Origin of the sequence: Brevibacterium sp. K11IcPPYGO002 (assembly GCF_050920635.1) — a bacterium.
In the GTDB taxonomy this organism is placed as follows: Bacteria; Actinomycetota; Actinomycetes; order Actinomycetales; family Brevibacteriaceae; genus Brevibacterium.
Map to the genome: position 1 here is coordinate 3,726,242 of NZ_CP131929.1, position 26,220 is coordinate 3,752,461.

Sequence of the window (26,220 nt, forward strand, 5' to 3'; positions counted from 1 at the left end):
CGGCGGGTCCGCGCCAATTCGCGGCTCAGCGCCAGCGCATGCGCAGCACCGAGGTCATCGACCAAGGATCGCCTCCGCGCACGGCTGCAAGGATGCCGGCCCCGCCGGGACTGCGGGTGTAGATCGGTTCACCTCCTCCGATCCAGGTGTCCCAGGCGGCGGCGAAGGCCACGGCGCGTTCCTTCTTCGTCCCCAGTACGGCGGGCACGCCCACCCAGATCGGGTCGGCCTTCTGGGCGGTGCCGGTCCCCCACCTCAGCTGCGTCCACCACCCACGCAGCCCATGGGCGCGCCTCGGCAGCTGCCAGCACGGAAGCAGATACCGCGGGTCACCGATCGGTGACACCGCATCGTCGAGGGCGAGAGCGAAGGCCTCGGCCGACGCGGGATCCGCGTCGAGGTGACACCGCAGGTCACCGCGTGCATCGATCCTCATCCGCACCGCGTCGGCTCCGGAACTGCTCAGCTCGAGGGAATGAAGCGCCTCGGCGACGGCACCGGCGATCTGCGCGACTGTCGGGGTGACCCCGTAGATGCGGTGCCTGCGACCGCCGGCAATGGTGAGGACGAGGGGCAGGCTCAGCAGCAGTCCGACGGCGATGATGCCGAGGATCCACGCCGCGGCTCCGCTGCTCAGCACCGCTGTCGCCGCCATGAGGAGACCCACCGTTGCCCAGACGATGACGATCGGCATGCGAAGAGTGACGGGGAGGATCTTTCCGGGGTCGCCGTCGCGGTGCCGCGGCCTCGGGATGATGCCTTCAGCACCAGCAGCGGCATCGGCCGCGGCACGAGCGCCGTCGGAGGTGATTTCCGTCGGTGCAATCTCGGGCCGGGGATGATCGGCGACGATCCGCACCGACCGCAGCTCCTCGTCGCGGTAGTCCGCGCCGACGTTCCACCGTTGCGCCACCTCGGAGCGGGCTTGTGCACGCGTGATCATCCGCGCATTGATGGCGTCGATATCGTCCTCGGGCGGGTGGAACGGCGAGAACGCGCGGTCGATATGGGCGACGCCGTCGACGATCTCGCCGCTTGAATCGGTGCCGAAGAAGCCGTCGTGCTTGCGCACGAGTCGGCCCCAGTCCTGTTCTCCGCGCGGGTGGTCTGGGCTGATGCACACGACGGTCCAGTTGAGGGCAACCTTCTGTGCCCAGTTCGGATCTTCGCGCAGCGCCCGGCCGCGGGTCTGCGTCACGGCGGTCGGGGTGGTCGCGGTGGTGAGGTCGATGAGTCCGGTCACGGCCGGTGCATCCCAACCTTCGCCGAGCAGCGCCCGGGTGCCGATGAGCACCTGTGCTGCCCCGGAAGTGAAGAACGAGGTCACGTACGGCACCCAGTTACGGCTCGTCCAGCGCCCGTCGATGCGACTGACACCGGCGACGGGATCGGTGACGCTGAGCCGGGCGGCGAGGTCGGCGTCGTCGACGGCGATGAAGTCGATGAGCGCGCGCAGCACGTCCGGTGGTCCCGCTACGGTGCGCCCGGAGACGAGCAGCGGGTTCAGATGTGCCGTCTGAGAGTCGGCGGCCAAGCTCTCAAGGGTCAGGATTGCGGATCCGGACCGTTCGTCGAGGACCTCGCGGACGTCGGCGGCCAAGGTCGCGGTGGCGGACTCGAAGTCGCAGAGGACGAGCATCCGCAGGTGGTCGCCGAGGGTTGCCGCTTCAACAGCGGCGATGTCGACACAGGCGCGCGGCTTCGACGCCGAATGGGACAGGACCCGATCGGTCGGAGACCGCCCGGCGGCGATTCCGTGGTGCGTCCAGCGGCAGCCGATCGCGGGCAGCCTGCGGCGGATCTCCTCGGCGAGGTCCTGGTCGGACGTGGAATCGGAGACGAGCAGGTGGTGACGCATCCAGTCTTCGATCAGTCGGGCCCAGTCGTCGGTGTCGGGGTCGCGGCGGTGCTGTTCGCCGAGTCGGGCGCCTGGCGGCAGGCGCAGCAGATCGGCGTGGTGGAGGCGCAGGGCCGCATCGCAGAGTTCGGGTCGCTGCCGACTCATCGTCTGCCAATCCACCGATTCGGCACGGTCGCCGAGGAATCGTCGGTCCACCCATTCGAGCAGCCCGATCGTGCCCTGGCCGGGGTCGAGGATGCCGGTGATGAACTCGGTGTGCCGTTCGGCCTGGGCCGACAGCCAGTCCTGTTCCTCCCGGGTGGGTTCGGTGACCCAGACGAGGTCCGCAAAGGGCACGAGGTCGCCTTCTCTGACGAGGGCGGGGATGGACGCGGAGTAGCGGACGGAGGAGAAGAGGTCGGCGACGAGTTCCCGGTGCCGGGTCGACATCGTCGTTGGTGGGGTGGCGGTGAGTCCGAGCACCCATACGTCGGGAAGCAGGGCGAGCAGGTCCGACAGCAGACGTCCCCAGACCTCGAGCAGGTGGTGGCATTCGTCGAGGATGAGCAGTGTCGGACCACCGTCGACGAGGTTGTCGACAAGGGCCCGGCCACCAGTGGCCAGGGAGTCGAGCAGGCTGCTGCTCGGCCCGGAGGCGACAGAATCGCTTGCGCGTTCCTCAAGGTCGCGGTCCGTGGTGCGCGTGTCCCCCTCGCGATCGGACGTCTCCCGATCCGTGTCGAAGACGGCAAGGGACTGGTAGGTCAGAGCGGTGAAGGTCTGAGTGAGATCGCGTGAGCCTCCGGCAGGAGGACGCCCCTCGCCGAGGCGGTTCCATTCCTTGGCCCATTGACCTTGGATCGCCGTATTCGGGCCGAAGGCCACGACGCGGTCGACGAGCTTCCGATCGAGCAGGTGAGTCGCGTAGTCGATGCCGACGCGGGTCTTTCCCGCACCGGGAGGCAGGACGATCCAGGATCGGCGCTCATCGGCAGCGGATCCGTCGCGCAGAGTCGCGAGCGCTTCGTCTTGGTGGCGGCGCAATGGCGGCTGGGTCGCGGCTGCCTCCCGCACGTTCTCAGTCATCGCCGCGCCCGCCGAAGGTGTCCGGGTCAACAGGGCGGTCCCGCTTGGGCATCTTGGCCACGACAAGACAGTAGGACTCGAGGACAAGGTCTTGAAGCAGTTCGGCATCGAGCCGGTCGCCGCCAGCACCGTCTCCATCCCCGGCCACGGTGATCCAGTGCTTCTTATTCATGTGATATCCGGGTGAGATCTCCGGATAGGCGTCTGTCAGCACCTCACCGTCGAGGGGATCGATCTTGAGGTTGAGGCTGGGGATCCCACGCAGTTCATAGGCCATCATGAACATCTTCCCTCGCACCTTGTAGACAGCGTTGTCCGGACCGAAGGGATAGTCGATCTCGACAGACGGGTACTGCATGGCCTGCTCGTGAGCCAGACGGAGCACGGTATCGGGATCCATGCGTGGAGATTAGCAAACGGCACTGACGCAGAACCGACGACGGTTTCTCCGCACGAACTGACGATAGACTCGAACCATGCCTGAGACCACACCCCGCACCGCCCCTCACCTGCTCTTGGCCGCTCTCGGCGGCACCATTGCATCGACCGCCGATGCATCAGGCGGGGTTGCCCCAGCGCTCAGCGGAGCCGAGATCGCTGCGGCCGCGGGCCTCGACCAGGTCTGGCCGGATCTGCAGGCCGATTTCACTCAGGTCGCTCAGGTCTCGAGCGCGAATGTCACCCTCGAGATGCTCTTCGACGTCGTCGAGCTCGCCCGCACGTCCACGGCCGATGGCATCGTCCTGACCCAGGGCACCGACACCCTCGAGGAGTCGGCGTTCGGTCTGTGGCTGCTCAATGACTCGGGCACGCACATCGCTGCCACCGGGGCCATGCGCAATCCGACTCTGCCCGGAGCCGACGGCCCGGCCAACGTCCGGGCGGCCGCGCTCACCGCCCTGTCCGACCAGGTCGGCAACCTGCCTGCATCCCTCGTGTTCAACGACGAGGTCCACGATCCGAGGTTCGTGTCGAAGTCGCACACCACCTCGACCGCGGCGTTCTCCTCCGGGCCCGTCCTCGGGGCGATCGGGTGGCTGAGCGAGGATGACCTCCACCTTCCGCACGCACCCCAGACTTCGACGTCTCCGTTCGCCGGCCTGTCCCGTCCGTCCCAGCTGAGCAAGGTCGCCCTCGCCGAGGTGGGGATGGGCGAACCGGCAGAGACCCTTGATCTCATCGCGGGGTCTGGGTTCGACGGCGCCGTCATCTCCGGGGTCGGCGGTGGGCATGTCCCCGAGGACCTGCTGCCTGCCGTGACCCGTCTGACGGAGGCGATGCCCGTGGTGCTCGCCTCCCGCACCGGGTCGGGCGTCAGCCTGCGCCGGACCTACGGCTACCCAGGCGGAGAGATCGGCCTGCTCGAGGCGGGGCTCGTTCCCGCCGGAATCCTCGATGTCCGCAAGGCCCGCATCGTGCTCAGCCTCGCATTGAGCTTCGGACTCGACCCGGCCGAGGTGTTCGCTCACTTCGCGTGAGTCTGGCTCACACCGGCCGGGTCGAACCCCGCACCACGAGTTCGGGCGTGAACCGGCGATCATGATGATCGTCTGAAGCCGATGCGTTCTCGTGCAGAAGCGTTTCCACCGCGGTCCGTCCCAACAGCTCCGCCGGCTGCCGAACTGACGTCAGGGGAACGATCGTCGAGAACGCATAGTCGATGTCGTCATAACCGACGATCGCGATGTCGTCAGGGATCCTCAGGTCGCTGAACATGATGACCGCCTGCATGAACCCGACCGCCAACAGGTCATTGGCGCAGAAGACCGCGTCGGGTCGCTGGTCCGCCGGCTGACCGACGACCTCTTCGCCCGCATCGCGCCCCGCCAGGATCGTCAGCTCCGGGGTGCTGTAGACAGGCAGTTCGAGTCCGGACTCGCGTGCCCTCTCTGCGGCTCCGGCCAAGCGATCGGACACCTGCGGCAGCGACTGCGGCCCCCCGATGAAGGCCGGACGCCTGCAGCCTCCGGCAATGATGTGGTCGAGTGCCATCCGTCCCCCGGCGATGTTGTCCACCGTCACCGAGGACAGGGCATAGCCGTTCGAGCCCCGGTCGACGAGCATGACAGGCGTACCCCGGGCCGCAATCGCTTCGAGCCGCGACAGGTCAGAGCCGGTCGGAGTCACAAGCAGACCGTTGACCCGCTGCTCGGCGAAGAGGTCGAGATACTTCCCCTCCCGCTGCTCATCGGTGCCCGAATCGCCGATGAGCAGGGCCAGTCCGGCCTCGTCACAAGCCTGCCGGGCACCATGCGCAACGGAAGCGAAGAACGGGTTCGAGGTGTCGAGCACGACGAGGCCGAGACTGCTGCTGTGCCCCGAACGCAGCTGTCGGGCGGCAGCATTGCGAACGAATCCGAGCTCCTCGATGGCGGCGTTGACCTTCGCAGCCGTCGCCTCGGCGACCTTCGATGACCCGTTGACCACATGCGAAACGGTACCGACCGAGACTCCGGCTCGGTCCGCGACCTCGCGCATACTCACTTTCGCCATGAGTCTCCCTCTGTGATCAGTGCTGTTGCCCTACGACTCGTTGCCGACGGCATGTCTCATTGTGCCTGACACCGCGGAGTTCCGGCCGTCGCAATCACCGTCGCTCAGACAGCTTCCGGCCACCGTCTTGATGTGACCTCGATGACATGCTAGCGTTCTCATCACCATATTGAAACGTTTCAATTCATAACCGGGTTCGTGAAGCCGCGATCACCGAGTCACCCTGGAGGAACCTATGAAGGACACAACGACGTCGTCCAAATGGAAGGCCACGGTCGCCGTGGCCATGTCGAATTACATCGAAGCCGGCTCGATCATCGCGATCGCGACGAGCATGAGTCTGTGGCAGACCGAATTCGGCCTCGACAGCCTGGCAGTCGGCCTGCTGTCCGCCCTGAGCGCCAATGCCTTCGGCGCCGCGATCGGCGCTGCCATCGGCGGACCGCTCTGTGACCGCTACGGCCGGAAATTCATCTACACCTACGACCTCCTCCTGTACATGTTCGGCACGCTGTTCGCAGTCTTTGCGTTCAACTTCGCCTCCCTGCTCATCGGATTCGTCCTCACCGGCATCGCCGTCGGCGCCGGAGTCACAGCAGCGTGGACCTATATCGCCGAGGAGGCCCCTGACGGACGCCGGGCCGGCCACGTCGGCGTCGCGCAGTTGGCCTGGTCGATCGGACCGATGATCGGCTTCCTTCTCGCTGCGCTGCTCGAACCCATGGGCCTGCTCGGCTCCCGCATCATCTTCGCCCACCTCTTCGTCATCGCCTTCATCACGTGGTGGGTTCGCCGCGGACTGAGCGAATCGCGACGCTGGAAGGAAAAGAACGCGAACCCGAACAACGTCGGGACCTACCGCGGAATCTTCGAGATGTTCACCAACAAGAAGAACATCACCGCCCTCCTCTTTCTCATCGGCGTCTATGGCCTGTGGAACACGGTGGCCGGTCAGGCCGGAATCTTCCAGCCCCGCATCTACGAGGCGACCGGACTCACCGATGCCCGCTCCCAGTACTTGCTTCAGGTCCTTGTCTGGGGTCTGACCAGCGCGGCGACGTTCTTCGGCTTCATGCGCTACGGCGACAAGGTCTCCCGCCGTTGGCTCTACGGCTTCGGTGCGGGCCTCGGCGTCATCGCGTGGGCCGTGCTCATCTGGGGACCCGCCGGCTGGTTCTCTCTGCTCGTCTTCGCCATCGGCTGGGGCATCTCGTCCGGACTGGGTGCTCAGGCCTTCTACGGACTGTGGGCGGCCGAGCTCTTCGCCACCCGTTACCGTGCCTCTGCTCAGGGCTTCATGTTCATGATCGTGCGCGTCATGGTCGGTGTCCTCTCCCTGTGGTTCCCGCTCATGCTCGAGACGACCGGCATCCACGGGGTCGGCGTCCTCATCGTCGGACTCCTCGTCGCCGCCCTGCTCATCGGCATGATCTGGGCACCGAAGACCCAGAACAAGACACTCGAGGAGATCGAGATCGAACGTTACGGTCGGCTCCTCGACGCCGATCATGCCACCGAGGCGGCCGCGGGCAACATCCGCACCGACGGAACCGCGGCGTCCGGTTCGACCGATTCCACCGCAGTCAGGGAACGCTGAGATGGAGCGGGTGTGCTTCCGCATGCAGGTCGACCCAGCCCGTCTGGATGAGTACATCGCGGCCCACCGGGCCGTCTGGCCGGACATGCTCGAGGCGCTGGAATCCACCGGGTGGCGCAACTACTCACTGTTCGCGGATCCGTCCGGCATGGTCATCGGCTATCTCGAGACAGACGACTACGAAGCCGCTCAGCAGGGAATGGAGCTGACAGAGATCAACGCCGCCTGGCAGGAATCGATGTCACCGTTCTTCGCCGCCGGAGGATCCTTCGACGCGGGTTCCGAACGGCTGCGCGAGGTCTTCCACTTGGAAGACCAGCTCACCACGACCCGAGCGGCCGCTCACCCGAAGTGAGCACGGCCTCCGATCCAGCGTCCCGCTGACCTGTCAGCCTCACCGCGTTCTCAGCACCACAGCAACAGTAAGGAACACCGACTCTCATGAGCACTCGCCCCACTTTCGCCGACATCACCGACCAGCTCGCTGCGCAGGAGATCGAACTGCCGTCCTGGGCGTTCGGGAACTCCGGCACTCGGTTCAAGGTCTTCGGCACCCCGGGCACTCCGCGTGACCCGTTCGAGAAGATCGCCGATGCCGCGAAGGTCCACGAACTCACCGGACTCGCTCCACAGGTGGCTCTGCACATTCCGTGGGACCTCTGCGATTTCGATGAACTGTCTGCCCATGCCGCCGGACTCGGCGTGCGCTTGGGCACGGTCAACTCGAACACCTTCCAGGACGATGACTACAAGTTCGGTGCGCTCACCCATGAGGACGAGAGCATCCGCACCAAGGCCATCGACGCTCATCTCGAGTGCATCGACGTCATGGATCGCACGGGATCGAGAGACCTCAAGATCTGGCTGGCCGAGGGGTCGAACTACCCAGGTCAGGCGGATATGCGGGGCCGTCAGGACCGACTCCACGATTCGCTGTCGAAGATCTATGACCGCCTCGGCGAGGAACAGCGGATGGTGCTCGAATACAAGTTCTTCGAGCCCTCGTTCTATCACACGGATGTGCCCGACTGGGGAACGAGCTACACCCAGGTCGCAGCCCTGGGCGACAAGGCGCTCGTCTGCCTCGACACCGGCCACCACGCTCCGGGCACGAACATCGAGTTCATCGTCATGCAGCTGCTGCGCCTCGGCAAGCTCGGCTCCTTCGACTTCAATTCGCGGTTCTACGCCGATGATGACCTCATGGTCGGTGCTGCCGACCCGTTCCAGCTCTTCCGGATCATCCACGAAGTGATCCGCGGAGGCGGCCTCAACAGTCCCGATATCGCGTTCATGCTCGACCAGTGCCACAACGTCGAGAACAAGATCGAAGGTCAGATCCGCTCGGTGCTCAATGTTCAGGAGATGACGGCACGAGCACTCCTCATCGACACCGAGGCGCTCACTGCAGCTCAGCGCGCAGGCGATGTCATCAGCGCCAATGACATCTTCATGGATGCGTTCTACACCGATGTGCGCGGCGACCTCGCTGACTGGCGCGTCTCCCGCGGACTGCCGGCCGACCCCATCCGCGCCTTCCGCGAATCCGGCTATCAGGAGCAGATCGCGGCCGATCGCATCGGCGGCACCCAGGCCGGCTGGGGCGCCTGAGACACCCTCCCCGCATCCTTACTCACCTGCACCATCGTTCGAGGAGAACCATGACCCACCCGATCGTCAACGACCTCATCACCCGCTCGAATTCGCTGGGGGCCGACCGTCGCAATACGAACTATGCCGGCGGCAATACGTCAGCCAAAGGCACCGATGTCGACCCGGTGACCGGCGACGACGTCGAACTGCTCTGGGTCAAGGGCTCCGGCGGAGATCTCGGAACGCTCACTCCCGACGGTCTCGCAGTCCTCCGCCTCGACCGGCTGCGGGCGATGGAGAACACCTACCCCGGAGTCGACCGCGAGGACGAGATGGTCGCGGCCTTCGACTACACCCTGCATGGCAAGGGCGGTGCCGCACCCTCGATCGACACCGCCATGCACGGACTCGTCGATGCCGCCCACGTCGACCACCTCCACCCTGACTCCGGAATCGCCATCGCCACCGCGGCAGACGGTGAGGAGCTGACGAAGAGGATCTTCGGCGACACAGTCGTCTGGGTGCCGTGGCGTCGGCCCGGGTTCCAGCTCGGCCTCGACATTGCAGCCATCAAAGCAGAGAGCCCGCAGGCCATCGGCACCATCCTGGGAGGTCACGGAATCACGGCGTGGGGAGCCACCTCGGCGGAGTCCGAGGCCAACTCACGGTGGATCATCGACACCGCGGCCCGCTACATCGAAGAGCACGGCCGCCCCGAGCCCTTCGGTCCTGCCCGTTCCGACTACTCGGCCCTGCCGGAGGACGAACGTCGCGCCAAGGCCGCGGCCCTCGCACCCCAACTGCGCGGGCTCGCCTCGGCGGACACAACGATGGTCGGGCACTTCACCGATGAACCGGCCGTGCTCGAATTCCTCGCCGGGGAGAAGCTGAACGCTCTGGCCGAACTCGGCACGAGCTGCCCGGACCACTTCCTCCGCACGAAAGTGAAGCCACTGGTCATCGACCTGCCGGCGGCCGCCTCGGTGGAAGAGATCATCGCCGCACTCCCCGCACTGCACGAAGCCTACCGGGCCGAATATGCGGCCTATTACGACCGCCACGCCGACGCCGAAACACCGGCCATGCGCGGAGCGGATCCGGCGATCATCCTTGTTCCGGGAGTGGGCATGTTCTCCTATGGTGCGGACAAGCAGACGGCACGGGTGGCCGGTGAGTTCTACGTCAACGCCATCAACGTCATGCGCGGAGCCGAAGCGCTGTCTACCTACGCTCCCATCAGCGAGGCGGAGAAGTTCCGCATCGAATACTGGGCTCTCGAAGAAGCCAAGCTGCAGCGCAGGCCTGCACCTAAGCCGCTGGCCGGTCGCATCGCGTTCGTCACCGGCGCGGCGTCGGGAATCGGCAAAGCCATCGCCACTCGCCTCGTCGCCGAAGGCGCCTGCGTCGTCATCGCCGACCTCGACCGGGACAAGGCGCAGGAGGTCGCGGCCGAACTCGGGTCGACCGATGTCGCCATCGGTGTCGCAGCCGACGTCTCCGATGAAACCGGAGTGCAGGCAGCACTGAATGAAGCGGTGCTCGCCTTCGGCGGGCTCGACCTCGTCGTCAACAACGCCGGACTGTCGCTGTCGAAGTCACTGTTCGATACGACCGAGGCCGATTGGGATCTCCAGCACGATGTCATGGCTAAGGGCTCGTTCCTCGTGTCGAAGAATGCCGCCCGGATCCTCGTCGACCAGGGACTCGGCGGTGACATCGTCTACATCTCCTCGAAGAACTCCGTCTTCGCCGGACCGAACAACATCGCCTATTCGGCGACGAAGGCCGACCAAGCTCATCAGGTGCGCCTGCTCGCCGCCGAGCTCGGCGAACACGGCATCCGCGTCAACGGCATCAATCCCGATGGGGTGGTGCGCGGTTCGGGAATCTTCGCGGGCGGTTGGGGCGCACAGCGCGCGAAGACCTATGGCGTGGAGGAGAAGGACCTGGGCAAGTTCTATGCACAGCGGACGATCCTCGGCCGCGAGGTCGTCCCGGAGAATGTGGCCAACGCCGTCTATGCGCTGTGCACCTCGGACTTCTCACACACGACCGGCCTGCACGTGCCCGTCGATGCCGGTGTCGCCGCAGCATTCCTGCGGTGAGCCGCGTTCCAACGGAGATCATCACACACATGGACATCACTGATTCTGCTGCCGGTCTCACTCTCGCCGCGGTCGATCTGGGCGCAACGAGCGGCCGGGTCATCGTGGGCGGGGTGAGCGACGGTGTGCTGCGGATGAAGCCCGTGGCTCGGTTTGCGAATGTGCCGCAGTTCTTGGGCGAGAGCATGCACTGGAATATCCAGTCGCTCTTCGCTGAACTGAGCACGGGCCTCCGAGAGGCCTTCCTCAGGAGCCCGGGATTGGTGAGCATCGGCATCGACTCATGGGCCGTCGACTATGGGCTGCTGCGCGATGGAGACCTGCTCGGGATTCCGCATCACTACCGGGACGGACGGAACCTGCGTGGAGTTGAGCTCGTCCACGAGCACGTCGCCCCTGATGAGCTCTTCACCCACAACGGGTTGCAGCACCTCGACTTCAACACCGTCTTCCAGTTTGCGGTCGAAGCCGAGTCCGGGTTCCTCGAACTCGCCGACCGGGCACTGCTCGTCCCCGATCTCATCGCCTTCTGGCTCACCGGTCAGCAACGCACGGAGCTGACGAACGCGTCGACGACCGGTCTGCTGTCAGTTCATGACGGCGGCTGGGACTCAGAACTCATGAGACTGCTCGGACTGCCTGCCGATCTGCTGCCTGATCTCATTGCTCCTGGTGAGCGCATCGGCGCCCTCAGCGCACCGGTGGCTGAGCGGATCGGTGCGGTCGACCCGATCCAGGTCACGGCCGTAGGCAGCCATGACACGGCCTCGGCGGTGGTGGCCGTGCCGATGGACGGGCAGAACTGCGCCTATATCTCCAGCGGCACCTGGTCCTTGGTCGGACTCGAGGTCGACGACCCGGTCGTGACCGAGGCAGCCCGCCGGGCGAATTTCACGAATGAGGGCGGAGTCGACGGGACGATCCGGTTCCTCAAGAACGTCTCGGGCCTGTGGCTGCTGAGCGAATCGATGCGACAGTGGCAGCATGACGCCACCGACGCTCAGCGCAGTTCGGATCTCGAGACGCTCCTCTCCGAGGCAGCCGCAATCACGACCCCGGTGGCCGTCTTCGATCCGTCAGACGACCGGTTCACCCCACCCGGAGACATGCCCACCCGCATCCGCGAGTGGTGCAATGAGCACGGCGTCGAACCTCCGCACACCCGCGCCGAGGTGGTCCGATCGATCCTCGAATCGCTCGCCACCGCTTATGCTCAGACCCTTGCAACCGCCGAGGAGCTGACGGGCCGGACCGTGGAGACGATCCACATCGTCGGCGGCGGTTCACAGAACACTCTGCTGTGCCGGCTCACTGCACAACGGTCGGGTCGGCGCGTGCTGGCCGGACCCGTCGAGGCCACAGCGATCGGCAACCTGCTCATCCAGGCCCGGGCCGTCGGTCAGGTCGATGAGAATTCGAATCTGAGCGAGTTGCGGCAGTTAGTACGAGCCTCGTTCCCGGTCACCGAATACCTGCCGGGCTGACCAGAGGAGCTTCACCAACAAAAAGAGGCGGCGTCGGCCAGAACTGGCCGACGCCGCCTCCTCTGTGCGACAACTGAGATGAATCGACAGCCTCAGCTCTCGGCGCCCACGGCGACGACCATCTTGCCGAAGTTCCCGCCGGTGAGCAGATCGTTGAAGTACTCGGGAGCCTTGTCGAGACCGGGGCGGATGTCCTCGCGGAAGCGGACCTTGCCCTCCTTGAGCCAGCCGCTCATGTCCTCGAGGAACTGACCGGTGAGACGCTCGGCGAACTCGGTCTGGATGAAGCCGCGGACCAGCAGCGACTTCGTCAGGATGTTGCCCATGAGCGCACCCGAACGGTCCGGGCCCTCGGGCAGCGACGTGAGATTGTAGTTCGCGACGAGTCCGCACACGGGCACGCGAGCGAAGGTGTTGAGCCGGGGCAGCACAGCGTCGAACACGGCGCCGCCGACGTTCTCGTAATAGACGTCGATGCCCTGCGGGACCGCGTCCTTCAGCTCCTGCCGCAGGTTCCCGCTCCGGTGGTCCAGTGCCACATCGAAGCCGAGTTCCTCGAGGTGAGCAACCTTGTCCGGGCCGCCGGCGATGCCGACGGCGGTCGCCCCCTTGATCTTCGCGATCTGACCGACGACGGACCCGACGGGTCCGGTGGCGGCGGCCACGGCCACGGTCTCGCCGTCCTTCGGCTGACCGATCTCGAGCAGACCTGCATACGCGGTGAATCCGGGCATGCCGAGCACACCGAGGTGGGTGGAGATCGGTGCGAGCTCCGGATCGATCTTGCGCAGATGCCCGGTCGACTCCACCGAATACTCCTGCCACCCGCCGTAGCCGAGGACGATCTCACCGGCGGCGAAGCCCTCGGCATTGGATTCGACGACCTCGGACACAGTGGCGCCGACCATGACATCGCCGACCTCGACGGGCTTCGCGTAGGACTTCGCATCCGACATCCGCCCGCGCATGTACGGGTCGAGCGAGAGGTAGAGCGTGCGCAACAGCACCTGCCCCTCGCCCGGGGCCGGCACAGGCACCTCGTCGAGCAGGTAGTTCTCCGCAGTTGGAGCGCCCACGGGGCGCGAGTTCAGGCGAATCCGATGGTTGGTCGTCATGGAGACGGTTCCTTTCAGCAGCAGATCATTCTTCGCTTGTGTGCTTCAGTGGGGCGACAGGTGCATCCGCGACGATCACCGATGCTGTCGGTCATAACAACCATTCTGCGGTCGCCGATGTTCCTGATCGAACGATTTTTCTGACACCGAGGCGGCCCCCAATCGGGCCTTCCCCACCAGGTCGCGGGCCACGGTCTCCCACTCGGGGTCGAAGGCCCAATCGAAATCGCCGAGGTGGTCGAGCAGGTGGCTGCCATTGTCCCGGATGACCTCCGACCACTCCCTCGGCCACGCCCCGAAGTTCGCCGCCGCGGCGAGCTCGTCGACGTCCTTGAATACGGCACCGGTCGGATCGAGCCGACCGTCCGCGGCGTGCAGGGGCATCGAGGCGGTCGGAAAGGTGATGTCGAGGATGTGATCGCTGGTGAACAGCGCATCATCGCTGCGTACGTGCGTGGCCTCGAGATTGATGTACCACTCGGCCCGCACACCGCCGGGCTCAGTACGATCGACACCGTCCACAGCATCTTTGAGCAGCACCCACACGGAGAACGGAACCTTCGGCGGAACGATCTTGAGCACCCCGCGGCCCCACCACGTGCCCTCGACATTGATCCTGGTGGGCGCCTCGGCGAGCGATCGGAACCGCGCCTTCAACGGCACATCGTGGGCGTTCGTGTTCTCCCACCCGACGATGCGGGTCTCCTGCGTCGGCGTACCCCCGGCCAACCACAGAACAGAACCGGACGGCCCGTCGGCGACGACACGCATCGGTCGGGCCACCTCGGCGAGGTCGCGGTCGAAGTCGAACCGTCGGAACGTCCACGTCACGGTCTGCCCCGGAGTCCAGAACGGCGCCTGCCCCACAGGTCTGACCTGGGGCGGGGTGGGGATCGTGAACGGATCGCGCAGGCTCATGCGGGCAGTCTATGTGTCGGGCATGGACGGCCGCTGAGGACGCGTGGGGCGACAGGTCATAGAGTGGGGCCATGAACGTCCCCGAGACCACGGCCGGTCACGTCTTCGAGGTGCCCGACACGATGACCGCTCCCCCGCGCACCGATGCCGAGGTTCCCGACTACGTCCGCGCCCTCGGCCTGCCCGGCCTCGCCGACATCCACGTCCATTTCCTGCCGCAGAACGTGCTCGACAAGGTGTGGCAGTACTTCGACAATGCCGCCGACAACTACGGCCGCGACTGGCCGATCACCTACCGTTTCGACACGGACACCCGGCTGAGCATCGTCCGCGAGCTCGGCATCCGCGCGATCCCGGCGCTGACCTACCCGCACAAGCCCGGCATGGCCGCGTGGCTCAACGACTGGAACGCCGAATTCGCCGCCGCCCACGACGACGTCATCCACTGCGGCACCCTCTACGCCGAACCCGAGTGCGCCGACTATGTGCCGAAGGCGCTGGCGGCCGGAGCGACGCTGTTCAAAGTCCACGTCCAGGTCGGTGTGTTCTCTCCCGACGACGCGGTCCTCGACCCCGCGTGGAGAGCCCTCGAAGAGGCCCGGGTGCCGATCGTCATCCATGCTGGATCCGCTCCCCTGCCGGGCACGTACACCGGTCCGCACGCAGTGGGCAACGTCCTCGAGCGCTTTCCGCAGCTCTCCTTCGTCATCGCCCATATGGGCATGCCCGAGTACGACGAGTTCGCCGATCTCGCCGAACGTTTCGACAATGTCTGTCTCGACACGACGATGTTCGCGTCCGGGTATTTCTCCGACCCCGCCGAGGTGACCCCCGCCTACCGCGAACGCCTGGCCAGACTTGAGGACAAGGTCATCCTCGGCTCGGACTTCCCGAACATCCCCTACCCGTACGTCGACCAGATCGCAGGTCTGGCCGCCCTGGGACTCGGCGACGACTGGATGCGTTCGGTGCTGTGGACCAACGGCGCGAAGATGCTCGGGCTCGACCGATCACAAGAGCCCGACTGAATCTCACCCCTCACGGGGCACACGGTGAGCTCCGATGGCGTCGGCAAGCATCTCCTCGTCGATGGGCGCACCGCGGCGGATGACGCTGATCTGACCGGTCGATTCGAGGATCACGCAGGCGACCTCGCCGAAATTGCGGATCCCGGCCGAGCGCAGCTTCGCGACGAGTTCGTCGTGATCGACATGGGTCCTCGCGAGGTTGTCGGTGAGGATCTCGGACCCGGCCATGAGCACGACTGCCGGTGAGTAGACGACTTTGGCGAGCATTCCGAAACGGCGGCTGTACCCGCTCAGCGCCTGCAGGGCGAGCATGGTGGCAAGCGCAAGTACGCCCGCGACGAGGGTCGGAGTGTCACCGAGGATGGCCCGGCCGATGATCGCCCCGATGGCGATGACCGGGGCCAGGTCGAAGCTGGAGAGATTCGACAGCGTCCGCTGGCCGAAGATGCGCAGCAGCAGAATGATCCCGACGTAGAAGACGACGCACGAGACGACGACCCTGACCGCGTCGACCCCGTCGAGCCCGAATTCCATCCAATCCATGAGAACCTCCGGAACGGATGATACCGCCACCGAGGCGGCCCGCCCCGGATCTCAGACCGAGCGCAGCCATTCGTCGACGGTCTTATCGGACATCCTCGGTGACGGTGGGATGAGTCCGTCACGGGCCATCGGCCCGGGCAGGGGAATGCCGACGACCTTCGCACGTCTCGTCCCTGACTTCCGGGCGCGCACCGCGGCGAGTCTGCGGGCGATCTCAGCGAAGTCGCTGATCTCGGGACCGGCGACCTCGATGGTGCCGCGCTCGCGTGCGTCGATGGCTTCGGCCATCATGCGGGCCGCCTCGGTGACGGCCAGGGCCTGCACCCGCATCTTCGGCACGAAACGCAGCGGCCCGGCTTGGATCGTCATCGTGTCGACGAGTTCGAACCATTGGGCGGATCGGAACATCAGCAGCTGTTCCTCCGGGATGAGCCGACGAAAGATGCGCTCCTGCGTGGCTTTGCCCTGGTAGTAGCCCATCATCCGCGACTCGGCGGCCTCGGGACGGAACGCGATCGACAGGACGGCCACGGTGGTGCCGGGCTGCTCGGCAGCGGCCTCGGCGATCGAACGGGAGCTGTGGGAGAAGAAATCGATGGCTTTGCGGGCGCTCATCGTCAGCTGATTGACGCAGTCGACGAGGACATCGCTGCCCTCGGCCGCCTCGGCGACTCCCCGCCCGGTCACCGTGTCGACCCCGCTCCCGCGATGAGCAGCGATGACCGTGTGTCCGCGTTCGCGCAGTCGGCCCACCAGCTGCGTGCCGAAGGTACCGGTGGCTCCATAGACGGTGATCTGCATGATCGTCGGCCCCTCAGACGCCACATGGGCGGGCCCGTAGTCGAGCCCGCCCGTGCGCCGGTCGTTTCTCAGTTCTGGTTGACCGTGACCCTACCAGTATCGGCTGTGGCCGAGATCGGAACGAGGGTCTTGCCCTTGGCTTCCTTCGGGTCATCCGCCACATCGAACTTCTTCAGATCGGAGGCGAGGTCGACGGTGCCGTCATTGGACTTCGCGTTGATCCGGTAGAAGAAGTCCTCATCCAGCTCTTCCGAGGTGAGCTTGAGATTCGGCACCCGCAGCTCGATCGAGCCTTCTTCCGTCTTCGCGATGATTCCGCCGGCGGGCATCGCCTGATTGGTGAAGTCGAGGTCGACGGTTCCCGTCGAACTGACCACGTCGATGCGGTCGCTGACGGTGAGGTTCTCACCTTCGATGGCACCGACTCCGGTCTTGGCCGACACCGTCCCGAAGTCTCCGTCCAGGTAGGTGGCACCCCAATCGCTCGTGGTCCGCACCTTCTGTGCCGAACCGGTCACACTCGCGGTCCCACCGCCGGTGTCGGCGTTGATCTCAGCGAAGTCACCGGTGACATCGAACCGGCCGTAGTTGCCGTCGAAGTCCAGGGCGAGGTCTTTCGCCTCTGTGGTCGGGATGGTGACGGTCAGCCGGGTGTTCTCGAGTTTCCCACCGTTCTTCACCGCCACCTCGGCGGTATCGGCTCGACTGTCGACCTCGAGGTTCGCGGAGCTGTCGCGGGGACCGGTGCCGGTGATCTTCACGATCGCCTCGGCGACGTCGGCGGTCTTGATCTCGACGGCACCGCCGGAATCGAGGCCGATCTTGAGTTCCTTCATCGCCTTCGGCAGCGATTCGGACGACTCGATCCGCCCGTAGTCGAGGCGGGAGGCACTATGGGCGGTGCTGACGATGACGGGGATGAGGAGGACGACGGCGGCGAGGATGATCAGGACCGCGCGCAGACCGACGCGGGCGGATTCGCTGATGCGGACTGTGGCAGGCATTCTAAGCTCCGAGGAATGTGAGGACGGCGAGGACGCGGCGGTTCTCCGAGGTGTCGGCGGTGAGGCCGAACTTCGTGAACACCGAGGAGATGTGCTTCTCAACGGCACCGGCGCTGAGGTAGAGGGTGCGGGCGATCGCGGCATTGGACTTGCCTTCGGCCATGAGCTGGAGGACTTCGAGTTCGCGGGGGCTCAGGGTCGACAGTCCGTCCTTCTTGCGTGTGCGCACGAGGATCTGGGACACGACCTCCGGGTCGAGGACGGTGCCGCCGCCTGCGACCTCATCGACAGCGGTGAGGAAGTCTTCGACGTCGGCGACACGGTCTTTGAGCAGGTAGCCGAAGCCGCCGGTGTTCTCGGCGATGAGTTCGGACGCGTACTGCTCCTCCACGTACTGGCTGAACACGAGGACCTTGACGTCCGGGTTCTGCTTGCGGATGAGGACGGCGGCGCGGATGCCCTCATCGGTGAACGTCGGCGGCATGCGCACGTCGATGACGGCGAGGTCCGGCGGATCGTTGTGAACGACGGCGAGGAGTTCGTTGGCGTCGGGCACGGCGGCGATGACCTCGTGTCCGGCGTCGGCGAGCAGCCTTTCGAGTCCGGCCCGCAGGACGGCAGAGTCTTCAGCGATTACGATGCGCATGGCACCTCCACAACTACAGTCGTCGGCCCACCTGCGGGGCTGGTCAGGTTCAGTGTGCCACGTGCGGCTTCGACCCGGTCGATGAGACCGGCGATCCCGGTGTGACGGCCGGTGCGGTCGACGCGTGCACCGCCGTGGCCGTTGTCGGTGACGACGATCTGCACACCGGTCTCGATCGGGGCGATGAAGACGCTGGCACGGGTGGCGCCGGAGTGTTTGGCGATGTTCGTCAGGCATTCGGCGACGACGAAGTAGGACACGGCTTCGGCTTCGCGCCCGATCCGGCCTTCGAGACGGACATCGACGTCGACGGGGATCGTCGACCGTCCGGCCAGGGCGGACACGGCGGCGTCGAGTCCGCGGTCGGTGAGGACGGCGGGGTGGATTCCGCGGGCCAGCTGGCGGAGTTCGTTGACGATGCCCTTGGCTTCGGTGTGGGCTTCGGCCACGAGTTCCTTCGCCTTCTCCGGATCGGAGTCGATCTTCGTCTTCGCCATCCCCAAGGTCATGGTCAGAGCGACGAGGCGGGGCTGGGCTCCGTCGTGAAGGTCGCGTTCGATGCGCAGACGTTCCGCCGCGGCCGCCTCAAGGCCGGCCATGCGGGCCCGGTCGAGTTCGGTGACTTCGGCCTGCAGCGCCACGGTGCGGGCCGGTGCCAGCAGGGCCCGGTCGAGGGCGCGGTCGAGCAGCGGGGCGAACCACAGGATGGCCAGGGAGCTGGCGAGGACGATGACGGAGCCGATGGCCACACCGATGCGGGCCGACCCGTCGATGGATTCGCCGATGAAGAAGGTGTTGACTCCGTGCGGGTTGATGGCCGCGAAGATGCCGAAGATCGATCCGCAGATTCCTGCGAGGGTGCCGGCGACGACGATCGCACCGAGGAGCATCTTGATGTAGTGGTGGGCGGTCGAGCGCCAGAAGGCGCCGGATTTCACCTGCAGCCAGCGGTTGTGGAGGAACCGACCGAAGCCGGGGTCGCGATTGCTGCTTTCGATCTTCGGAACGGGGATCTTATCGGAGTAGATGAGTTCGGCCCGGTAGCGTTCGGCGTTGTTCGCGCCTTGCTGGACGAGGACCCAGACGAGGAGGGCGAGGACGCCGAGGCCGAGGGCGAAGATTCCGCCGATTCCGGTGAACAGCAGTCCGAGTGGGATCCATGCCCAGATCACGGCGAGGACGGCGGAGAGCACGAGGTTGGCAACACCGATGAGTCCGGTGGGGCGTTTGGGCCAGGTGATCGGCCCGTCGGCCGGGATCTCGGTGACGTCTTCACGGCTGAGCGGCAGTGAGCCGGTGACCGGGGCATAGGCGACGGGGTCGCGCTTGGGCTTCACTCGCCGAGGCGGGCGTGGCATCGGCTGTGCGGCCGGAAAGGGCCGGGCGTTCGGTGCGGGCTGTCCGGGGTATGTGGTGGGAGCCGGCCCGGAGAACTGCTGGCCGGGGTGTGGGGCCGGTCCGGGTTGAGGGGCGTAGCCGGGTGGGGCGGGATAGTTCAGCGGGTGGCCAGGACTCTGGGCCTGATCGCCGGTTCCCATCACGCGAGTCGAGCCCGTCGCGAACGGCACGGCGGGATCGACCGGTTTCGTCCGGAACTCTCCTGCTTCACGTGCGGTCGGTTCGTCGACCGCTTCTGCATCGACCTCGGTGGTCGGCGGTGCATTGACGATGTCTGCGGCGCTGATGGACTCTTCGCGCTCAGGCGTGCGAGTCTCCTGCGGGTCGGGGCCGAACGGCTCCTGATCCTGCGGGTTCTCGGGGGTCTTCTCACTCATAGCAATAACGCTACGGGAGCCGCAGGGCCGCGAACAGCACGAAGACCTCCGACCCCACGTCGGGTTTTCCCGACACCCTGTGACCGCGGACACCAACCGCACATCCCTCACCCTTCGCGGCGAATCACCCCACTGCAACGAGGTGGCTTCCCACTAAGGGTGAGGGATGCCGAAGCACCGGGAGGAAGTGCCGCTCCCGGTACGTGATGCCGTCGGCTATACGGGGACCACAGCCGCTGGAGACGAGACGTGATGCTGTCCTGCAGGAGCGGTATGTGCGGCGCCGTCGGCAGAACTCGTGCCCGCATCACCGGACGTGGCGTCGAGGGCCTGAGCGAGGTCGGCGAGGATGTCGTCGATGTCCTCGATGCCCACGGACAGGCGGATGAACCTGCCCGAGACGCTGACCTCGCTGCCGGCCACGGACAGGTGCGTCATCGTCGCCGGATGGTCGATGAGCGACTCCACTCCCCCGAGCGACTCGGCCAGAGTGATGAGCTTCGTGTTCGCCACCAGGGACAGCGCACGCTCCTCGGTGTCGGTGCGCAGGGACACCACTCCCCCGAACCCGCTCATCTGCCGCTTCGCCACCTCATGCCCGGGGTGAGAGGGCAGGCCCGGATAGATCACGTCGGCCACTTCGTCGCGGGTCTCGAGCCATTCGGCCACCGCTTGTGCGTTGGCACAGTGCGCTTTCATCCGCACCGGCAGGGTCTTGATTCCGCGCCGGGTCAGCCACGCGTCGAACGGGGAGATGCCCAGCCCGACGGACGCGAGGTGGCTTTCGAGACGGTCGACCACCTCGGCGGCGCGGGGACAGCTCGTCCCGTCACCGGCCAGCACCGCCCCGCAGATGACATCGGAGTGTCCGTTGATGAACTTCGTCGTCGAGTGGACGACGATATCGGCGCCGAGATCCAACGGACGCTGCAGCACCGGGGTCGCGAAGGTCGAGTCCACGGCCAGGAGCGCGTTCGCTCGGTGGGCGAGGCGGGCCGCCTCGGCGATGTCGATGATGTCGAGCCCGGGATTGCTCGGGGTCTCGACCCAGATGATCGCGGTGTTGTCGTTGATGGCGGCGGCGAGCGCCGCAGTGTCGGTGAGATCGACGGTGCGGATGACCACGCCCCAACGCACGTATTCGTTCTGCAGGAGACGGAAGGTCCCGCCGTAGACGTCGCGGGGCAGGATGACCTCGTCGCCGGGACGCAGCAGAGAGGAGAACACGGCCACCTCGGCCGAGGTTCCCGAGTTGACGGCCGCGGCGAACGACGCGCCTTCCAATTCGCACAGAGCCTGTTCGAGGTCGCTGCGGTTCGGCGTGCCCGTGCGCGCGTAGTCGAAGCCCGCGCGGGTCTCGCCCGGAGTGTCCATCATGAAGGTGGAGGTCTGGAAGATCGGGGCCACGACCGAACCGGTGTGCGCCTCGGGCATGGCTCCCGAGTGCACCGATCGGGTCGAGATTCCGGCAGGTGTGGTGGGTTCGAAACGGGGTGAACTCACGGCGGATCCTTCCTTCACTGATGGGCACCGCTGCATCTGCGGTGTGATTCAGTGTGAGTGGCGCAGATGTGCTCGCGCGAACGCGCCGTCTCGGTTGGTCACGTCATGTCATATGTCGCCGATGAATGTCATATTTCGACGCGATTCTCCCCTTCCCCCTCTTCCCAGCCGATTCCTCGGGGTGTAATACTTATCCATATGGCTAAGTATCAACTTCAGTCCGACGAGCTCGACGCGATGTTTGCGGCGCTGGCGGATCCCACTCGCCGCAGCGTGATCGCGCGTCTCGGGCGGGGACCTGCCAGCGTCGGAGAGCTTGCTGAGCCGTTGTCGATCTCGCTGCCGTCGTTCATGAAACATGTGCGCAGCCTCGAATCGTGCGGCCTCATCCGGACTAAGAAGTCCGGCCGAGTTCGCACCTGTGCGCTCAACCAGGATCGGTTCCATCTGCTCTCTGGTTGGCTGGAGGAGCAGCGGAGGATCTGGGAGGAGAGCACCGATCGGCTCGAGCAGTTCGTCACCACGGGTTCCGTCGACTCCGACGGCCCCACTGCCAAGGAGGAATCATGACCACCCATCTCTCTCGCACCCGGAATCAGAATCCAGACCTCGACCTCAGCATCCAACGGACTATCCGCGCCCCGAAGCAGGCGATCTGGGATGCCTGGACCACGCCGGATCAGTTGGCCAAGTGGTGGATCCCGGCGCCGCTGAGTCTGCGCGTGGATTCTCTCGAGCTCACTCCGGGCGGTGCCTTCGTCACCCGGATGAGCGAGGACGCCACCGAGTGGCACCCGCATGTCGATGCGGTGTTCCTCGTCATCGAAGAGGGCAGCCGCCTCGTGTTCACGAATGCGGTCAGCAGCTCCTGGCATCCGGCCCTGCCCGATCCGGTTGCGATGACCACGGAGATCATCCTCGGCGACCACCCCGACGGCACCGACTACCGAGCCGTCGTGCGGCACGGCAGCCCGGAGCAGCGGGTCCGGCATGAGGAGCTCGGCTTCTTCGACGGGTGGGGCACCGTCACCGACCAGTTGGCCGCCTCGGTGGAGTGAGCCCGGCCGACAGGATGAGCGAACCGATCAGCAGGCCGGCCGCCGCGACCGTCCAGATCAACGGGGCGATGCCGATGAGCAGCGCCATGGCGATGCCGGTTGCGGCTGTACCGACTGCGATGGCGGCCCGCAGCCGCGGACGGCCGAGAGTCGGAGCATCGTCGCCGGTTCCTGCACCGGAAGTTGCCGCTTCGCGCCCACGCATCTCACGGGCGAGCTCGACGATCGTTCGCCCGACCGAGGCAAGCCGCTGTTCCGACGGAAACGGCATCCGTTCGACAGCCGTGGCCACCAGACCGGACAGCGCCATCACGACAATCAGCCAGGGCAGACGCGTGGCCCACCACCATGACGATCCGATCTCCGGGAGGACGAGCCCGGACGCTCCGGGCACGAAGGACACCGCCTGAGCGAGCGCACCCAGCCCGCCGATGAGGACGATGACGATGCTCATATGCCAGAGATAGACATACATTCCGTACCGATTGCCCCAGGCGATGGCCCGGCCCCAGATCTGCGCAAGGAGTGCTCGCGGCTCGAGAGCCGCCTCGGTGGTGGAGCCGTGCATGTTCGCGTCCGCGGCGTTGAGCATTCGGCCCAGCCGAGAGTGGACGAGGCGCAGCACACACATCTGCACCACTCCGAGCAGGACGAGGGCACCGGTCGGCGGATTGAGGTTGACGAGCATATTGGGGCTGTACACACCGGCGGCGACGAGCCCGACCAGGGTCAGCAACGCGGCCACCAGGACGAAGCAGGTGACAGGCATGCGCACGGGACGGTCGAGAGCATCGGCGAAGAAGAACCCGAGCTGTTGGATCAGCGGCCACACAAGCAGGAAGTTCAGGCAGCCGAGCCCGGTCACACCCGTGACTGCGACCAGACCGTCGACGACGATGACGGCACCGGCGAGGATTGCCAGGGACCGCCTCGGCGCGGTTTCGTGGAAATGCACGGCAACCGGCACGAAAGCGGTGAGGCCGACGTAGACGGCGAGGAACCACAGCGGTTGGCCGATCCGACGGCTCGCTTCGGTCATGAGGTCGGACGGGACGCCGAGTTCACCGGCCGCTGACAGCCCGAGGCCGGCGAGGCCGATGAGCACAGTCACAGGCACGACGAGCCGGCGCAGGCGGGCACGCAGATAGTCGGTCCACGAGCCGCCGGCTGCGCGAGTGCGGCGCCAGCCGGTGATGCCGGCGTACCCGCCGATGATGAAGAACAGCGGCATGATCTGGAAGAACCAGGATGCGGCGGCGAATCCGGCGGTCGTCGACAGCGCGACCGCCGGCTCCACGGTGCCGTCGGGTCCGAGTACGGCCGCGCTCATCATCGAATGGAGGATGACCACGACGACGAGGCAGCCGAAGCGCAGAAGGTCGATGGCCCGGTCGCGGTCGGGTTTGGCCGGGGACTGGTCGGACTCGGTCTGGCTGCGCGGCGACGCGGGCGTTGCGTTCGGGGTGGGCCTGGCAGCGAGCCGCGTATTCTCTTGGCGATCATCGGACGGCAGCGGGTCGTTGAGTGCCAGTGTCATGGTGGTTCCCTTTCCGGGTCGTTCAGTGCCGATCACATGCGATCGGGGGCGATGACACCGAAGTTAGGAACCGCGTCGGCCTTTCCACATCACGCCGGAGAGCCCACCTCTCCCCCGCCGACCGATACTTCCGAGGGATACCGTCGACCGACCACCTCATACTCACCTCGCCTGATCGTGTGAGAATGGCGATGAGCACGCCCGACCACGCGGCCGCCTCGCTCGGAATCAGACACCGAGTCAGGTGCCGGCCGATACAAGGAGAGAACCGTGACGATCGCCTTCGCGAAGACCCCGCTGCCCATCATCGGCGCCCCCATGGCCGGTGGGACGACAACACCCGAACTCACCGAAGCCGTCGCCCGGGCCGGCGGATTCCCCTTCGTCGCCGGCGGCTACCTCACCGTCGAGGCCCTCGCTCCGCTTATCACGCGAATGCGGGAGACGACCTCGAACTTCGGCGTCAACCTCTTCGCCCCGAATCCCGTTCCCGTTGATCGCGAGGCCTTCGCCGACTTCGTCAGTGCGCTCGAACCGGCCGCAGCCGCCCGCGGGGTCACGCTCGATCCCGAACCGGTCGAGGATGATGACCACTTCGACGACAAGCTCGATTGGCTCACCGAGCACCCCGTTCCCCTGGTCTCGTTCACGTTCAATCTGCCCACCGCCGAGGCGGTCGACCGCCTCCACGCCGTCGGCACTCAGGTCGTCGCCACCGTGACCTCGGTTCCCGAGGCTCGAGCGGCCGCCGAAGTCGGCGTCGACGGTCTCATCGTCCAAGGCCCGCGGGCCGGCGGGCATTCGGGCACGGCCGATCCGACGCGCGAGATCGAAGATCGCGCGACAGTCGATCTCGTCCGTGACATCCTCGCCGAGGTGGACCTGCCCGTGGCGGCGGGAGGCGGAGTCGACGGCGAGGCCATGGTCGGCGACCTCCTCGGCGCGGGGGCGAGCGCCGTCGTCGTGGGCACCCTGCTGCTGCGCTCGGACGAGGCGGGAACGGCTCCGACGCATCGGGCCGCGCTCGCCGCCGACGAGTTCACAGAGACCCAGCTGACCAGGGCATTCACGGGACGGCCAGCGCGTGCGCTGGTCAATGACTTCGTGCGGACATTCGACTCGATCGCCGTCGACGCCTACCCTGCGGTGCACCATCTGACCAAGGAGTTCCGGGCCGCGGCGAAGAAGGCCGATGACCCGCACGGTCTGCACCTGTGGGCCGGAACCGGCTACCGCAGCGCCCAGGACGGATCGGCGGAGACCATCGTCAAGGACCTCGGCGCCGGCTTCGCCCGCGAGTAGTCGGAAGGCGGGCGGGCAACGCCCGCGCAACCGTCACTGACCGCGCCCCTCAGCTTCCGGCGACGACCAGCCCGGACTCGTACGCGGCGACGACGATCTGGGTGCGGTCGCGCAGTCCCAGCTTCGACAGGATCCTCGAGACGTGGGTCTTCACGGTCTGTTCGGCGAGGTAGAGCTGTTCGGCCACCTCGGCGTTGGCGTGCCCTTTCGCCACCAGGGTCATCACGTCGATCTCCCGGTCGGTGAGCTGACCGAGCACCGCGGTGTCCTTCGCGACGGCGGGACCGGCGACGTATTCGGCGATGAGCCGGCGGGTCACCGACGGCGCGAGCAGCGATTCCCCGCCGGCGACGACCCGCACCGCGGTGATCATGTCTTCGGCGGTGGCGTCCTTGAGGAGGAATCCGCTGGCCCCGGCCCGCAGTGCCGAGAACACGTATTCGTCGGCGTCGAACGTGGTGAGCATGATGACCCGTGGGTGGTTCCCGGGCATGCTGAAGATCGCTCGGGTGGCGTCGAGCCCGTTGAGCGTCGGCATCCGGATGTCCATGAGGATGACATCGGGACTGGTGCGGCGGACGAGGTCGACGACGGCGGATCCGTCATCGGCGCTGCCGACGACCTGCATGTCCGACTGCGCGTCGAGCAGCGCCCCGAACCCCTGCCGCACCATCGCCTGATCGTCGACGATGGCGACCCTGATCGTCGTCTCCGACGGAGGCGGCACACTCGCCGAGGCGGCTCCCCCATTCCCGCCACCCGTTCCTTCTGCTTCCGGCATGGCTCCACGCT

23 protein-coding genes are annotated in these 26,220 nt (G+C 66.2%); 10 read left to right on the forward strand and 13 right to left on the reverse strand.

Annotated elements, in window-relative coordinates; all coding sequences use genetic code 11:
• Positions 1 to 25: 25 nt before the first annotated feature.
• Positions 26 to 2,926 carry a DEAD/DEAH box helicase gene (locus tag QYM46_RS17085; protein ID WP_432789920.1) on the reverse strand — a complete coding sequence of 967 codons (2,901 nt, stop codon included), beginning with the start codon at positions 2,924 to 2,926 and terminating at the stop codon, positions 26 to 28.
• Positions 2,919 to 3,326, reverse strand: a complete 408-nt coding sequence (locus QYM46_RS17090; protein WP_432789921.1) for an MmcQ/YjbR family DNA-binding protein — start codon at positions 3,324 to 3,326, stop codon at positions 2,919 to 2,921. The genes QYM46_RS17085 and QYM46_RS17090 overlap by 8 nt, the downstream gene beginning before the upstream one ends.
• A gap of 76 nt (positions 3,327 to 3,402) precedes the next feature.
• Here QYM46_RS17090 and QYM46_RS17095 point away from each other — a divergent pair, with 76 nt between their 5' ends.
• Positions 3,403 to 4,404 (forward strand): asparaginase, encoded by a 1,002-nt coding sequence (locus QYM46_RS17095; protein ID WP_432789922.1) that lies wholly within the window; start codon positions 3,403 to 3,405, stop codon positions 4,402 to 4,404.
• 7 nt (positions 4,405 to 4,411) lie between these two features.
• Here QYM46_RS17095 and QYM46_RS17100 read toward each other — a convergent pair whose 3' ends face one another.
• Positions 4,412 to 5,419 (reverse strand): LacI family DNA-binding transcriptional regulator, encoded by a 1,008-nt coding sequence (locus tag QYM46_RS17100; RefSeq protein WP_169253401.1) that lies wholly within the window; start codon positions 5,417 to 5,419, stop codon positions 4,412 to 4,414.
• A 235-nt stretch (positions 5,420 to 5,654) separates the two neighbouring features.
• Here QYM46_RS17100 and QYM46_RS17105 point away from each other — a divergent pair, with 235 nt between their 5' ends.
• The 5 genes from QYM46_RS17105 (at position 5,655) to QYM46_RS17125 (ending at position 12,198) form a co-directional block, all read left to right on the forward strand.
• Positions 5,655 to 7,016, forward strand: coding sequence for an MFS transporter (locus tag QYM46_RS17105; protein ID WP_432789923.1), 1,362 nt, complete (start codon positions 5,655 to 5,657; stop codon positions 7,014 to 7,016).
• 22 nt (positions 7,017 to 7,038) lie between these two features.
• The gene (locus QYM46_RS17110) at positions 7,039 to 7,371 is read left to right on the forward strand and encodes an L-rhamnose mutarotase (protein ID WP_432789924.1); all 333 of its coding nucleotides are present in this window, start codon (positions 7,039 to 7,041) and stop codon (positions 7,369 to 7,371) included.
• 86 nt (positions 7,372 to 7,457) lie between these two features.
• A complete protein-coding gene (gene rhaI / locus QYM46_RS17115; RefSeq protein ID WP_432789925.1) occupies positions 7,458 to 8,627 on the forward strand; it encodes an L-rhamnose isomerase in 1,170 nt (389 codons plus the stop codon).
• A gap of 50 nt (positions 8,628 to 8,677) precedes the next feature.
• A complete protein-coding gene (locus QYM46_RS17120; RefSeq protein ID WP_432789926.1) occupies positions 8,678 to 10,714 on the forward strand; it encodes a bifunctional aldolase/short-chain dehydrogenase in 2,037 nt (678 codons plus the stop codon).
• Between the two features lie 29 nt (positions 10,715 to 10,743).
• Positions 10,744 to 12,198 (forward strand): rhamnulokinase, encoded by a 1,455-nt coding sequence (locus QYM46_RS17125; protein ID WP_432789927.1) that lies wholly within the window; start codon positions 10,744 to 10,746, stop codon positions 12,196 to 12,198.
• Between the two features lie 92 nt (positions 12,199 to 12,290).
• Here the strand turns inward: QYM46_RS17125 and QYM46_RS17130 are convergent, their stop codons facing one another.
• Both QYM46_RS17130 and QYM46_RS17135 read right to left on the reverse strand, forming a co-directional pair.
• Positions 12,291 to 13,313 (reverse strand): NADP-dependent oxidoreductase, encoded by a 1,023-nt coding sequence (locus QYM46_RS17130; protein WP_432789928.1) that lies wholly within the window; start codon positions 13,311 to 13,313, stop codon positions 12,291 to 12,293.
• Positions 13,314 to 13,388: 75 nt separating this feature from the next.
• Entirely contained in the window at positions 13,389 to 14,231 is an 843-nt protein-coding gene (locus tag QYM46_RS17135) for a DUF402 domain-containing protein (protein ID WP_432789929.1), read from the reverse strand.
• A gap of 71 nt (positions 14,232 to 14,302) precedes the next feature.
• On the opposite strand from QYM46_RS17135, the gene QYM46_RS17140 reads away from it, so the two are divergent.
• Positions 14,303 to 15,259, forward strand: a complete 957-nt coding sequence (locus tag QYM46_RS17140) for an amidohydrolase family protein (protein ID WP_432789930.1) — start codon at positions 14,303 to 14,305, stop codon at positions 15,257 to 15,259.
• Between the two features lie 3 nt (positions 15,260 to 15,262).
• Here the strand turns inward: QYM46_RS17140 and QYM46_RS17145 are convergent, their stop codons facing one another.
• The 6 genes from QYM46_RS17145 to QYM46_RS17170 form a co-directional block, all read right to left on the reverse strand.
• Positions 15,263 to 15,802, reverse strand: a complete 540-nt coding sequence (locus QYM46_RS17145) for a DUF421 domain-containing protein (protein WP_169253408.1) — start codon at positions 15,800 to 15,802, stop codon at positions 15,263 to 15,265.
• Positions 15,803 to 15,853: 51 nt separating this feature from the next.
• Complete coding sequence (locus QYM46_RS17150; RefSeq protein WP_432789931.1) at positions 15,854 to 16,603, reverse strand: SDR family oxidoreductase; 750 nt, start codon at positions 16,601 to 16,603, stop codon at positions 15,854 to 15,856.
• Between the two features lie 68 nt (positions 16,604 to 16,671).
• Complete coding sequence (locus QYM46_RS17155) at positions 16,672 to 17,607, reverse strand: hypothetical protein (RefSeq protein ID WP_432789932.1); 936 nt, start codon at positions 17,605 to 17,607, stop codon at positions 16,672 to 16,674.
• A gap of 1 nt (position 17,608) precedes the next feature.
• Positions 17,609 to 18,253, reverse strand: a complete 645-nt coding sequence (locus QYM46_RS17160; protein WP_101555324.1) for a response regulator transcription factor — start codon at positions 18,251 to 18,253, stop codon at positions 17,609 to 17,611.
• Positions 18,241 to 20,028: a histidine kinase gene (locus tag QYM46_RS17165; RefSeq protein ID WP_432789933.1), complete on the reverse strand. Its 1,788-nt coding sequence runs from the start codon at positions 20,026 to 20,028 to the stop codon at positions 18,241 to 18,243. The genes QYM46_RS17160 and QYM46_RS17165 overlap by 13 nt, the downstream gene beginning before the upstream one ends.
• A 216-nt stretch (positions 20,029 to 20,244) precedes the next feature.
• Positions 20,245 to 21,531: a trans-sulfuration enzyme family protein gene (locus tag QYM46_RS17170; RefSeq protein ID WP_432789934.1), complete on the reverse strand. Its 1,287-nt coding sequence runs from the start codon at positions 21,529 to 21,531 to the stop codon at positions 20,245 to 20,247.
• A gap of 198 nt (positions 21,532 to 21,729) precedes the next feature.
• Between QYM46_RS17170 and QYM46_RS17175 the strand changes: the two genes are divergently transcribed.
• Both QYM46_RS17175 and QYM46_RS17180 read left to right on the forward strand, forming a co-directional pair.
• On the forward strand, positions 21,730 to 22,101 hold the full coding sequence (locus QYM46_RS17175) for an ArsR/SmtB family transcription factor (RefSeq protein WP_432789935.1): 372 nt from the start codon (positions 21,730 to 21,732) through the stop codon (positions 22,099 to 22,101).
• Positions 22,098 to 22,589 (forward strand): SRPBCC domain-containing protein, encoded by a 492-nt coding sequence (locus tag QYM46_RS17180; RefSeq protein ID WP_432789936.1) that lies wholly within the window; start codon positions 22,098 to 22,100, stop codon positions 22,587 to 22,589. Before QYM46_RS17175 ends, QYM46_RS17180 begins: the two co-directional genes overlap by 4 nt.
• Here QYM46_RS17180 and QYM46_RS17185 read toward each other — a convergent pair.
• Complete coding sequence (locus tag QYM46_RS17185; protein ID WP_432789937.1) at positions 22,558 to 24,126, reverse strand: acyltransferase family protein; 1,569 nt, start codon at positions 24,124 to 24,126, stop codon at positions 22,558 to 22,560. The genes QYM46_RS17180 and QYM46_RS17185 overlap by 32 nt on opposite strands.
• Before the next feature lie 270 nt (positions 24,127 to 24,396).
• Between QYM46_RS17185 and QYM46_RS17190 the strand changes: the two genes are divergently transcribed.
• Positions 24,397 to 25,428: an NAD(P)H-dependent flavin oxidoreductase gene (locus QYM46_RS17190; RefSeq protein WP_432789938.1), complete on the forward strand. Its 1,032-nt coding sequence runs from the start codon at positions 24,397 to 24,399 to the stop codon at positions 25,426 to 25,428.
• A 49-nt stretch (positions 25,429 to 25,477) separates the two neighbouring features.
• Here the strand turns inward: QYM46_RS17190 and QYM46_RS17195 are convergent, their stop codons facing one another.
• Entirely contained in the window at positions 25,478 to 26,101 is a 624-nt protein-coding gene (locus tag QYM46_RS17195) for a response regulator (protein WP_432791758.1), read from the reverse strand.
• Positions 26,102 to 26,220 lie beyond the last annotated feature (119 nt).

Excerpts from the sequence above, each read along its gene's own strand:
- QYM46_RS17085 (WP_432789920.1), bottom strand. The coding sequence starts at position 2,926 with ATGACTGAGAACGTGCGGGAGGCAGCCGCGACCCAGCCGCCATTGCGC.
- QYM46_RS17090 (WP_432789921.1), bottom strand. The coding sequence starts at position 3,326 with ATGGATCCCGATACCGTGCTCCGTCTGGCTCACGAGCAGGCCATGCAG.
- QYM46_RS17095 (WP_432789922.1), top strand. The coding sequence starts at position 3,403 with ATGCCTGAGACCACACCCCGCACCGCCCCTCACCTGCTCTTGGCCGCT.
- QYM46_RS17100 (WP_169253401.1), bottom strand. The coding sequence starts at position 5,419 with ATGGCGAAAGTGAGTATGCGCGAGGTCGCGGACCGAGCCGGAGTCTCG.
- QYM46_RS17105 (WP_432789923.1), top strand. The coding sequence starts at position 5,655 with ATGAAGGACACAACGACGTCGTCCAAATGGAAGGCCACGGTCGCCGTG.
- QYM46_RS17110 (WP_432789924.1), top strand. The coding sequence starts at position 7,039 with ATGCAGGTCGACCCAGCCCGTCTGGATGAGTACATCGCGGCCCACCGG.
- rhaI (WP_432789925.1), top strand. The coding sequence starts at position 7,458 with ATGAGCACTCGCCCCACTTTCGCCGACATCACCGACCAGCTCGCTGCG.
- QYM46_RS17120 (WP_432789926.1), top strand. The coding sequence starts at position 8,678 with ATGACCCACCCGATCGTCAACGACCTCATCACCCGCTCGAATTCGCTG.
- QYM46_RS17125 (WP_432789927.1), top strand. The coding sequence starts at position 10,744 with ATGGACATCACTGATTCTGCTGCCGGTCTCACTCTCGCCGCGGTCGAT.
- QYM46_RS17130 (WP_432789928.1), bottom strand. The coding sequence starts at position 13,313 with ATGACGACCAACCATCGGATTCGCCTGAACTCGCGCCCCGTGGGCGCT.
- QYM46_RS17135 (WP_432789929.1), bottom strand. The coding sequence starts at position 14,231 with ATGAGCCTGCGCGATCCGTTCACGATCCCCACCCCGCCCCAGGTCAGA.
- QYM46_RS17140 (WP_432789930.1), top strand. The coding sequence starts at position 14,303 with ATGAACGTCCCCGAGACCACGGCCGGTCACGTCTTCGAGGTGCCCGAC.
- QYM46_RS17145 (WP_169253408.1), bottom strand. The coding sequence starts at position 15,802 with ATGGATTGGATGGAATTCGGGCTCGACGGGGTCGACGCGGTCAGGGTC.
- QYM46_RS17150 (WP_432789931.1), bottom strand. The coding sequence starts at position 16,603 with ATGCAGATCACCGTCTATGGAGCCACCGGTACCTTCGGCACGCAGCTG.
- QYM46_RS17155 (WP_432789932.1), bottom strand. The coding sequence starts at position 17,607 with ATGCCTGCCACAGTCCGCATCAGCGAATCCGCCCGCGTCGGTCTGCGC.
- QYM46_RS17160 (WP_101555324.1), bottom strand. The coding sequence starts at position 18,253 with ATGCGCATCGTAATCGCTGAAGACTCTGCCGTCCTGCGGGCCGGACTC.
- QYM46_RS17165 (WP_432789933.1), bottom strand. The coding sequence starts at position 20,028 with ATGAGTGAGAAGACCCCCGAGAACCCGCAGGATCAGGAGCCGTTCGGC.
- QYM46_RS17175 (WP_432789935.1), top strand. The coding sequence starts at position 21,730 with ATGGCTAAGTATCAACTTCAGTCCGACGAGCTCGACGCGATGTTTGCG.
- QYM46_RS17180 (WP_432789936.1), top strand. The coding sequence starts at position 22,098 with ATGACCACCCATCTCTCTCGCACCCGGAATCAGAATCCAGACCTCGAC.
- QYM46_RS17185 (WP_432789937.1), bottom strand. The coding sequence starts at position 24,126 with ATGACACTGGCACTCAACGACCCGCTGCCGTCCGATGATCGCCAAGAG.
- QYM46_RS17195 (WP_432791758.1), bottom strand. The coding sequence starts at position 26,101 with ATGGTGCGGCAGGGGTTCGGGGCGCTGCTCGACGCGCAGTCGGACATG.